Here is an 8,423-nt window from a genome sequence, read left to right on the forward strand (position 1 = left end):
CATTTTGAGTTTTTTGTGATAATCAGCAACAATTTGTTCAACTAATCCGAAATCAGCAAAATTTGCCCATACGCCAATAATTTTACCTTCTGCATTTTTAATTGGTGCTGAGAAAACCATTGAAAAACCATCTTCACCATAGACCCCTGCTACAACATCATTATAAGCAGGTTGTTCAACTGCGGTGCCAGTGAGCGTTTCGCTTTCTAAAAATTTTCCTTCAATTGCATTTTTGAACCAAGATTTATCTGCAAAAGATTTTTCATAAAGGCTTGAAGTGTCTAATTCTTTACCAACCGGATCAACATTATTTACCGCAATTACATTTCCTTTTCTATCAAGCACTAGCATCAATTTATAGATGCCATAATTTGTCATATAGCCATTGATAGCTTTAATTAGAGGGTTCTCATCACTTTCGTTCCTCCAGTTATTTTTATCTTGAATTGCACTATTTAAGCTGAAAGCCTGAACATCTCCATATCTTTCAAAAAGGTTTCTATCTATAGCTTCATTAACAATATCAGCTCTACTGGACAGATTTTCAAGCCTTGCTTGCCTTGTTTCATCAAGTTTTTCAAAGGTAATAGGCATTACCACAGCTAGTGGCACTAAGCCGAATATCATTAAGAGTAAGGTAATTTTAGCTTTTATATTTAGTTTCATAAATAGCCTTTTTGGTTGTTATTTGTTTTCATTTCTTCCCCTGCTTGCGGGGGGAGATTAAGAGCGGGGCTTAGAAGATATAATTTAATCCCAATTTTATGCCCCCACCCTAACCCTCCCCCGTAAACAGGGGAGGGGACATTAAATCATATTAAAACGCTCTGCCGATGCTAAACAAAACTTTGCCATCACATAAATCTGGGCAACGCGTTGTATCAATATTAGTATCAACATATTGAACAGTTAAATCAAAGCCTTTGAAGCTGAAATTTGCACCAACTGCCCAGTCATTATAATCTGGATAAGTGAAGCCTACATTATTTTGAACGGTTTGTCTGCCGATGGAAGCAAAAACACCCACCTCATTTGAAATAAAACCATAACCTTTGTTCAAAATACCATAATTTCTAAACGGAGAATCAATAACACCAAGTGCAGTTTCAATAGGTTTATTAACTATATCAAGGTTTTTAAGTAGCGGAATATTTACTAAACCTTTATAGTAATAACCCTCACCCAAGCCACCACTAAAATCAGGGGTATAATTTACTGAACCAGTAACTGAAGCAACATCAAAATCAGAAGTTACAGCGGTTTGATATTCATAATAATCAAGTTCAAATGAGCTTTCAGCACCTGGATAAATATAATAAATTCCGCCTATGTTGAAATCAAACATTTCATATTTGAAGGTATAGCCTGAATAAACATCAACCTCAAGATTAGCGTCATTTGTAGCACCAAAATCAACATTTGATGCCCAAGCTCCAAGATAAAAACCGCTATCGTGATTATAATCAAACTGCCCTTGAATCGCTCCATTTTCATTTGATTGTGCAATTCCCCTCCAAGTATAATCAGAAATAAAGCCGAATTTACCGGTGAAACTTCCAGGAATTTTTATTATATCTTCAAGTTTTTCTGGCTCCTTCTTTTCTTCCTTAGCAATTGCATAAGAATTTGAGAGGATTGTGAATGACAATAGTGTAAGGCTAAGAAATTTTTTCATATAATAATTAATTAAACAACTTAAAGTTGATATTAATCAATTTTTACTAATGAAAATCAATTTGATTATGGAAGGCAACAAAGAATAAATTGTCTTTTCTTTTAATGCTGATGATAAATTGCCACAAATTAGAAATGACAAATTTTTGAAAATTTTTGAAAATCTATACTCGCACCGCCAATCAGCAAACCATCAACGGAATTTATATTCAAAATTTCTGAGTAATTATTTTCATTTACTGAACCACCATAAAGAATTTTTATGCTCGGAAATTTAGATTTTATAAATTGGTGCATCTCTAAAATTTCCGCTTTTTGTGCGGTTTTGCCAGTGCCGATAGCCCAAACTGGCTCATAGGCAATCACAAATTTTCCATTCAAATTTTTAGTAGAAATTTCAAGTTGCTTACTAACAATTTCTTTATGATTATTCGCTTCTCGCTCAGTTAAATTTTCACCAACGCAGATAATTGGAATTAATCCATTTTGAATAGCAAAATTAGCCTTTTTATTAACTAAATCATCATTTTCAAAGTGATATTGCCTTCTTTCAGAATGTCCTAAAATAACATATTGCACTGAAAATTCTTTTAACATAATCGGGCTAATATCTCCAGTAAAAGCACCACTCCCAAGGTAATGGCAATCTTGTGAGCCTAAATGTATATGTGAATTAGAAATTATTTCACTAATAGATTGCAGGAAAACAAAAGGCGGGCAAAGAACAATCTCATTTCTGTTTTGCTTAATGTTTTTAACTTCACTTGCCAAGTTTTTTGCTTGGGCAAGGCTAAGATTCATCTTCCAATTTCCCACAATTAATTTCATATATAAAACCCTTTGAAAAGTTTGTAATTTTAATTACAAAGTAAATATAAAAATAATAATTTGAAGTATAAAATGCAAAATATAGTAAATCTAGTTGGAAAATTTTTTGTTCTGGTTTTTATCGGTATTTTAATTGTAGGCCTTGTTTTTTGGGGTATTGGCGATGTTATGAAAGGGCAAGGCAACACAATAGTTGCACAAGTTGGCAATTTGCCAATCACAAATTATGATGTTGAAAGACAAGTAAATATGCAGAAGCAAAGGCTTCAAAATTCAGGTATGAGAGAAATTTCACCTGAGTTTGAAAAAATAATCAAAAAAAATTCTTTAACACAAATTATCAATACCAAACTTCTTGAGGCAGAGCTTACAAATCTAGGTATTGAGCTTGATGAATCTTTTGTTATAAAAAAAGATTTCACGCAAGATGGTAAGCTTGATGAAGAAGCTTTGCAAGCTCAAATATCAGCTTCTGGAAGTGAGGAAACTTTCTTAAAAGATTATATTAGAGACAAAAAACTAGAAATTTTAGAATCATCATTTGCATCAATTATTCCAGTTGATGATGAATATGCAAAATTATTCTATAAATTTGAAAAGCAAAAAAGAAATATTACAATTTACAGCTTTGATAAATCTTCTGTTCCAAGCCTAAAAACTCCTTCTGATGCTGAGTTAAATGATTTCTATGAAACGCAAAAAGAAAATTATCGCCTGCCAGAATATAGAAAAATAAGTTATATTCTGCTTGATAAAAAATCAATTTCTATTCCACCTAAAAATAAATCAGTGGAAGATATTTTATATGAAAAATCTAATAATCTTTTGGATAAACTTGCTGAGGGTGCTAGCTTTGAGGAGGCAGCGGCCGAGCTTAATCTTAAAATATCCAAAATTTCTGCAATTGATAATGAAGGTAAAAATCAAGCTGGAGAAATTATTAATCTGCCAGAGCTTGATGGTTTTTTACCAAATATTTTTGCCCTTAATGAGGGCGAAACAAGTGATTTGCTAGAGGCTAAAGATGGCAGTTCTTATGCAATTATTAAGCTAGATGAAATTTCTGAAAGCAAAATACAGCCATTAATTCAGGTGAAAAATTTTGTTTTAGCTGATTATAATAAAAATATGCTAGGAAAAGCAGTTTACCAAAAGGCAAAACAATTAAAAACTGAAGTTGAAAAAGGCACTAAAACTGAAGAATTTCTTAAAAATATAATGGGTGTTTCAATTTCTAAAATGGATAAACTTGATAGAAGAAATCAAAAAATTAACCAACAATTTTTGAATTTAATTTTCTCAGTTAAAAAAGGCGGTTTTTCTGAAATTTATGTTGATGAGAATAAAGTTTTATTCGCTAAAATTAATGAGATAAATTATCCAGAAAAAATTGATGAAATGGAAATTTTCAATGTAAAATCTTTTCTGCAAGATCAAATTTCACAAGAAATTATGATGCAATATGTAACCTATCTTGCAAGCAAATATAAGGTGCAAAGCAATTAATTATATTCAAAATGATTATCAAGGAACTAGAAAAAAATATATTTTTAGAAAATTATCTAAGTAAGAATAATCAAATTTTCTTCAAAAAAATTTCTAGTGATTTATTCACGCCAGTTTCACTTCTACAAAAATTTTCGTATCAAAAATATTTCTCACTTTTTGAATCTGTGACAGGTGGTGAAAAAAGGGGTAGATTCAGTATTTTAGCTTTTATGCCTGATAAAATTTGGATATGTAAAGATGGCAAAGTTTTTGAAGGAAATGAGCAAGAAAATTTCTCATTAAAATTAATTGAGACAAATAAGAAAAATATTTTTTCTAGCCTTAGAAGTTTTTATAATCAGAGCAAAATTGATAAAAAATGTTTTTATAACCTCCCTTCTTCCGCAAGCGGATTATTTGGCTTTATAGGTTATGATATGGTTAAATATATGGAGGATTTGCCAGATGAAAAACCCTCAGAAATAGACATTCCTGATGCATTATATTATCGCCCAAAAATTTCTATTGTAATTGATAATATTCTTGATGTTGCTTATATCTGCACGCCTGTTTTTTATGATGAAAAAATACCTGCTGAAAATGCTTATAATTCAGCAAATGAAAGGATTTTAGAAATTATTTCTGAAATTCAAAAACCTTTGGAAATTAAAAAAAATCAGCCTAAAATTTCTGATGAAAAATTCTCTTATTCGGCAAATATTAACCAAGCAGAATATGCAAAACTCGTTCAAAAAGCGATAGAATATATTAAGGCAGGCGATATTTTTCAAGTGGTTGCAAGTCGCAGATTTAATTGTGATTTTAACCTACCTCCCGAATCTTTTTATCGTTCACTAAGAAGTATTAATCCATCACCATATTTATTTTATCTAAAACTTGATGATTTTGTGATAAGTGGCTCAAGCCCTGAAATTTTGGTTAAATTAGAAAATGAAATTGTTACAATCCGCCCAATTGCTGGCACAAGAAAGCGTGGCGTAACTAAACAGCAGGATTTGGAGTTAGAGCAAGATTTACTTCAAGATGAAAAAGAAATTGCTGAACACCTTATGTTGCTTGATTTGGGTCGGAATGATGTTGGCAAAGTTGCCCAAAAAGGCAGCGTTGTAGTTACTGAAAAAATGTTTGTAGAAAAATATTCTCATGTGATGCATATTGTTTCAAATGTGGAAGGAAAAATTGCAGAAAATAAGGATTTCTTAGATTGTTTAATCGCAGGCTTTCCAGCGGGAACTACAAGTGGTGCACCTAAAATTCGTGCGATGGAAATTATTGATGAGTTAGAGCCTTGCAAAAGGCAGTTTTACGCGGGAACTATCGGATATTTTTCCTCAAATGGTGATATGGATACTTGTATTGCCTTGCGGACTGCACTTCTAAAGGATAATAAAATTTTTATTCAATCTGGTGGCGGAATAGTGTATGATAGCACCGAGGAAGGCGAGTTTTTAGAAACTGAAAACAAAGCAAAAGCCCTTCTCAAGGCGGTTGAAAACGCTAAGAATTACATATAAAAAATTTATGAAAAAATTTATTGTTCTAATTTCTTTGATAATTTTATCTTCTTGCAATCGTGAGCCGCCAACCCTTAAAAGCCCTTGCGTCGGCATTGAGGGCAGCCCTTGCGTTAAACGCCCTGCGAATATGCAAGTGATTTATTCAGCTTTTCAAGCATAGATAATCTAAATTCATTATGGCGGTTTTTACAAAATTACTTGAAGCTGATTTCTCGCAAATTTTATCTGAATATAATATCGGTTCGTTAATTAGTTTCTCTGGTATTAGCGAAGGTATTGAAAACACAAATTATATTTTAGAAACAGACATTCAAAAGTTTATTTTTACAATTTACGAGAAACGGGTTTCTGAGGAAGATTTACCTTTTTTCATAAATTTAATGCTAGAGTTAAACAAAAATAATTATCCTTGCCCATTGCCGATTGCAAAAAATGATAATTCTTACATTGGCAAATTTAATGGAAAAAACTATCTTATCGTTTCAATGTTAAAGGGTAAATGGCCAAGAAATATTGGTAATAATGAGGTTTATAAAGCAGGTAAATTTCTTGCAAAACTACATATAAATTCTGAAAAATTGCCGAAAAATATTGCTCGTAAAAATTCTATGGCATATGATTTTTGGAGAGATTTATTCAACAAAATTTCCAGCGAAACTGAGAAAAATTTTGCTCCATCTTTTGATAAAATAAATAACGCTTTTAATATTATTCAAAATAATTGGCCAAAAAATTTACCAAGTGGAATTATTCACGCTGATTATTTTCCCGATAATGTTTTATTTGAAAATGATGAGGTTTCTGGCGTAATTGATTTTTATATGAGTTGCAATGATTTTTATGCTTATGACCTCGCAATCACCCTAAATGCTTGGTGTTTTGAGCGGGATTTTTCTTTCAATTATACTAAAGCGAAAGAGCTTTTTGAAGGCTATAATTCAATTAGAAAACTCTCTAGTGAAGAAATTTCAGCGATGCCAATTCTTGCGATCGGTGCATCACTTCGTTTTCTTTCAACTCGCCTTTATGATTATTTTAATCGCGTTGAAGGTGCGGTTGTAAATGTAAAAAACCCTGTTGAATATATTGAAAAATTGAAATTTCATATGCAAATTAATTCACCTAAAGAATATGGTTTATGACGCTAGATATATTAAATTTTCACGAAAAAGCCGATGAAATTTTAGAAGAAATTTTTTCTGAAATTGATGCAATCGCTGATGAAAATAATTTAGAAACCGATTTATTAAATGGCGTGCTTTCCATTAAAACTGAGGATAATGGCGAGTATATAATCAACAAACACGAGCCGACAAAACAAATATGGTTTTCTTCACCATTTTCAGGAGCAAGCCGCTTTAATTTTGATGAAACAAAACAGCAATGGGTAAATGATATAGGTGAACCTCTCTCGGATTTTCTGCATGATGAGCTTAAAGAATTAGCGTATATAATTTTTTCTTAAAACCATATGAATAAATTAGAAAAATTAAGAGAAGTTCTTAAAAAACATAGGCTTGATGCCTATCTTGTGCCAATGCGTGATGAATTTAATAGTGAATATTTACCCCCAGAAGCGGAAAGGATAAAATATCTTACCAATTTCACTGGCTCAAATGGTTTCGTGATTATAACGACAAAAGAGGCGATTTTCTTCACAGATGGCAGATATACCCTGCAAGCTGAAAAAGAAATTGATAAAAAAATTTATAAAATTTTTGAATTAGCTGAAAAAAACGAAATAGATTTCTTAAAAGAAAATTTCAAAAAGAAAGCTAGAATTGGCTTTGATGCAAAGATTTTTGCTTATGAAAAAATAAAAAAATATCAAAGTGAATTATCAAAAGAAATATTTGAGTTTATTCCATTACCAAATTTAATTGATGAAATTTGGCAAGAAAAACCAAAATATAAATCTAATAAAATTTTCTTTCTTGATAAAAAATTCGTAGGGTTTGAAGCGAAAGAAAAAATCAAAAAAATCTGCAATGAATTTGATAATGATTTTTTGCTACTTACCAGTGCGGAATCTGTTTGTTGGCTTCTAAATATTAGAAGTTTTGACCTGCCAAACACCCAAGTTTTACTAAGTTATGCCCTTCTAAATAAAAATGGAAAAATTATTTTATATTGTGATAATGAAAACTTAAAAAAATCCCTTTTCAAAAATATTGATATTGAAATTAAAAAAATTTCAGAAATTGAAAATGATATAAAAAAATTTTCTAAAAAAACCTTTCAATTAGATTTTAATAGCTCCTCTTTTTATTTTTATAATTTGCTAAAAACTCACAAAGTTAAATTTGAGAACAAGCCTGATTTATGCCTAACTGCAAGGGCAGTAAAAAATAATATTGAAATAAAAAACATCAAAAATGCTCACATAAAAGATGGGGTTGCGTTAACAAAATTTTTCTATTGGCTTGAAAATAATTTGGATAAAAACCTCACGGAATTTTCTATCGGCGAGAAGCTAAAATATTTCCGTTTGCAAAATAAAAATTTCATTTCCACAAGTTTTGATACCATCGCTGGATATGCTGAAAATGGTGCGATAATTCATTATCGTGCTAGTGAAAAAAATTCTAAAAAACTTGCAAGAAAAAATATTTTGTTGCTGGATTCTGGCGGGCAGTATTTAGAAGGCACAACTGATGTAACCCGCACAATCGCTTTAGGTGATGTTACTAATGAGCAGAAAGAAAATTTTACACTTGTTTTGAAAGGGCATATTAATATTGCGAGTGCGATTTTCCCAACCGGCACAAATGGCTCACAGATTGATGTTTTGGCGCGTATAAATTTATGGCGTAACTTCAAAGATTATAAGCACGGAACTGGTCACGGCGTTGGCTTCTGCCTTAATGTTCACGAAGGTCCTCACGGAATTTCAAA

The 8,423-nt window shown here is 31.3% G+C and carries 9 protein-coding genes; 6 read left to right on the forward strand and 3 right to left on the reverse strand.

What is annotated here, in order from left to right:
• The 3 genes from SFT90_04060 to tpiA all read right to left on the reverse strand — a co-directional run.
• Positions 1-666 (reverse strand): cache domain-containing protein (locus tag SFT90_04060; GenBank protein MDX1949658.1); only part of this gene is annotated, 666 nt, incomplete at its 3' end.
• A gap of 151 nt (positions 667-817) precedes the next feature.
• On the reverse strand, positions 818-1,675 hold the full coding sequence (locus SFT90_04065) for a TorF family putative porin (protein ID MDX1949659.1): 858 nt from the start codon (positions 1,673-1,675) through the stop codon (positions 818-820).
• 128 nt (positions 1,676-1,803) lie between these two features.
• Positions 1,804-2,502 (reverse strand): triose-phosphate isomerase, encoded by a 699-nt coding sequence (gene tpiA / locus SFT90_04070; protein MDX1949660.1) that lies wholly within the window; start codon positions 2,500-2,502, stop codon positions 1,804-1,806.
• A gap of 72 nt (positions 2,503-2,574) precedes the next feature.
• Here tpiA and SFT90_04075 point away from each other — a divergent pair, with 72 nt between their 5' ends.
• The 6 genes from SFT90_04075 to SFT90_04100 all read left to right on the forward strand — a co-directional run.
• On the forward strand, positions 2,575-4,008 hold the full coding sequence (locus tag SFT90_04075; GenBank protein ID MDX1949661.1) for a SurA N-terminal domain-containing protein: 1,434 nt from the start codon (positions 2,575-2,577) through the stop codon (positions 4,006-4,008).
• Between the two features lie 11 nt (positions 4,009-4,019).
• Positions 4,020-5,525 (forward strand): anthranilate synthase component I, encoded by a 1,506-nt coding sequence (trpE, locus tag SFT90_04080; protein MDX1949662.1) that lies wholly within the window; start codon positions 4,020-4,022, stop codon positions 5,523-5,525.
• Between the two features lie 7 nt (positions 5,526-5,532).
• Complete coding sequence (locus SFT90_04085; protein MDX1949663.1) at positions 5,533-5,688, forward strand: hypothetical protein; 156 nt, start codon at positions 5,533-5,535, stop codon at positions 5,686-5,688.
• A 16-nt stretch (positions 5,689-5,704) separates the two neighbouring features.
• Positions 5,705-6,670 carry a homoserine kinase gene (locus tag SFT90_04090; GenBank protein ID MDX1949664.1) on the forward strand — a complete coding sequence of 322 codons (966 nt, stop codon included), beginning with the start codon at positions 5,705-5,707 and terminating at the stop codon, positions 6,668-6,670.
• The gene (gene cyaY, locus SFT90_04095) at positions 6,667-6,993 is read left to right on the forward strand and encodes an iron donor protein CyaY (GenBank protein MDX1949665.1); all 327 of its coding nucleotides are present in this window, start codon (positions 6,667-6,669) and stop codon (positions 6,991-6,993) included. Before SFT90_04090 ends, cyaY begins: the two co-directional genes overlap by 4 nt.
• A gap of 6 nt (positions 6,994-6,999) precedes the next feature.
• On the forward strand, positions 7,000-8,423 hold a 1,424-nt coding region (locus SFT90_04100; GenBank protein ID MDX1949666.1), incomplete at its 3' end, for a M24B family metallopeptidase.

This window comes from Rickettsiales bacterium (genome assembly GCA_033762595.1).
Lineage (GTDB): Bacteria > Pseudomonadota > Alphaproteobacteria > Rickettsiales > UBA8987 > JANPLD01.